The sequence below is a fragment of the Nocardiopsis sp. TNDT3 genome, assembly GCF_003427465.1.
Lineage (GTDB): Bacteria > Actinomycetota > Actinomycetes > Streptosporangiales > Streptosporangiaceae > Nocardiopsis > Nocardiopsis dassonvillei.
In genome coordinates this window covers 1-2070 of record NZ_QPFC01000011.1, presented here as the reverse complement: position 1 = coordinate 2070, position 2070 = coordinate 1, and the positions used below count along the sequence as shown (strand labels likewise).

Annotated in this window: 2 protein-coding genes; both read left to right on the top strand. The window is 74.0% G+C overall.

The genetic code is table 11. The features are described from left to right. The first annotated feature begins 633 nt into the window (after window positions 1–633). Window positions 634–1869 carry a hypothetical protein gene (locus DQW06_RS00230; RefSeq protein WP_232832923.1) on the top strand — a complete coding sequence of 412 codons (1236 nt, stop codon included), beginning with the start codon at window positions 634–636 and terminating at the stop codon, window positions 1867–1869. Further along, window positions 1866–2006, top strand: a complete 141-nt coding sequence (locus tag DQW06_RS29090) for a hypothetical protein (RefSeq protein ID WP_013154713.1) — start codon at window positions 1866–1868, stop codon at window positions 2004–2006. The genes DQW06_RS00230 and DQW06_RS29090 overlap by 4 nt, the downstream gene beginning before the upstream one ends. Window positions 2007–2070: the final 64 nt, after the last annotated feature.

The window sequence follows — 2070 nt, the reverse complement described above, 5'->3', positions numbered from 1 at the left end:
CCCCGCGGCGGTGCCGGGGTCCTGGTGGCGTCGGCCGCCGCCGGGACGGCCTACGTGTGGAACCCGTTCGTGGCCGAGCGGCTGCTGTTGGGCCAGTGGGCGATGCTGCTGGGCTACGCGGGGCTGCCGTGGGTGGTGGGGGCGACCGTCCGTCTGGCGAGGGTGCGGCCGGGTCCGGGGCTCGCCGGGCTGGTGCGCGCTCTGGTGCCCGCCGCGGTCGGCGGGTTCTCGTCGGTGGTGCTGACCGCCCTCACCGCCGGTCCCGTCGCCCTCACCGCCCGCCCGCGCGCGCCGCGTCAGCGTCGTGCCCTCCGAGCATCCCGGGCCGCTTCGACCTCTCGGGACCCTCGACGTAAGCGGCCTTCCGGTACTCCTCCGCCTCCTTCAGGTACTTCGGGTCCTCCTGTCTCTGGGGCCCCTCCATGCACTGGGGCCCCTTCAGGCCCTGCGGCACCTGCGCCCCCTGCGGATCTTTCGGTCTCCGCGGATCCCTCAGCCCTTGCGGGGTCTTCAGACCCTCCAGCCTCTCCGGCGACCGCGACTCCTGCGGGCGCTTCGGACCCTGGGGCCCCTGCGGCTCCCTCGGCGGCTCAGGTTCCTCCTGACCCCCGGGAGGCTCAGAACGCCTCTCCCGTGACTTCCGCGCACCCGCGTGCGCCGCGCTGGTGGGGGCGGGCGGTGCTGTTCGTGCTGGCGCTGGTGGTGGTCTCCCTGCCCTGGCTGCTTCCGTCCCTGGTCAGCGGGGCGGGTACGGACCCGGCCGGGGTGGCGGCGTTCGCGGCCCGTTCGGACACCCCGTTCGGGGTCCTCGGCTCCCTGCTGCTCCTGGGCGGGGTGTGGAACTCCGGTGCGGTTCCGGCGGGCTACGGCGAGCCGGTGACGGCCGCGGCCCGCCTGCTGCTGTGTCTGCTGGCGTTGGCGGGTTGGGTGTGGTTGCTGCGCCGGGAGCGGCCGGAGTTCGGCCCCGGTCTTTCGGCGGCCGCCGCCCTGGGCCTGCTGATCGCCCTGCTGGGGGCCACCGGGCCGGGGAGCGCGCTGCTGGTCTGGCTGATCTCCGCCTGGCCGGGGTTCGGGCCGCTGCGCGACGGCCAGCTCTACGTGGCCCCGCTGTCCCTGGTCCAGGCGCTCGGCCTCGGCGCGTGTGTGTGGTGGCTGGCCGGACGGCAGGGTGCTGCGCTGCGGACGGGGCTCGCGGTGTTCGTGGCGCTGCTGCCGGTGGTGGTGCTGCCGGGACTGCTGTGGGGCGCGAGCGGCCGGTTGGCCCCGGTGCACTACCCCGGGGAGTGGCTGGCGGCGCAGGAGGCGGTGGCCGCCGACGACCGGCCCGGGGCGGTGCTGGTGCTGCCCTGGAGCGCCTACCGCGGCCCCGACTGGTCGGGGCGGGCCACGGTCGTCCTGGACCCGGCGACCAAGCTCTTCGACCGGCGCACCCTGTGGAACGACGACCTGGTCGTGGGCACCCCGGACGGGGGAGAGGTGGTCGTGACCGGGGAGGACGCGCGGGCGCGACGGGTCGCCGGGGTGCTCGGGCCTGACCCGGCGACGGGCCTGCCCGGGCGGTTGGACGCCGCGGCGCTGGGCGGGCTGGGGGTGCGGTACGTGGCGGTGTCCGCGCCAGCCGATAACCAGTTCTGGTCAGGTGTGGAGGGTCTGTCCGTGGTGGTGGAGGGCTCCGGCATGGTGCTTCTTCGGGTGCAGGACCAGCATGTAAAGGCTGACAAAGCTGGCATTCCGGGGTTGGAAGTTACCGGCGGGTTAGTTACAGTTGGGGCAATCATCTGGTCTATGGCTAGATCAGGTTCTAGTCTCGTTTTCCAGCGCTCCGGACCCAGCGCGGGATCGGGCGCGCGGAAGGAGATCCCCAAGTGATCAAGGTAATCGCCGCCTGCGTCATCGGCGCGGCCCTGGCGGGAGGTGCCACCTTCGTGGCCACCAGCCTCGCCACGGACTCGACCGCCACCGCGGAACCGGTGAACGAAACCCTCTACAACTACGGCGACCGCTAGGACGGCCGTACGGCGGAGGTTCGCGGGCGCTCCGCCCCCGGCGGGGCGCCCCACTCCCCGACTC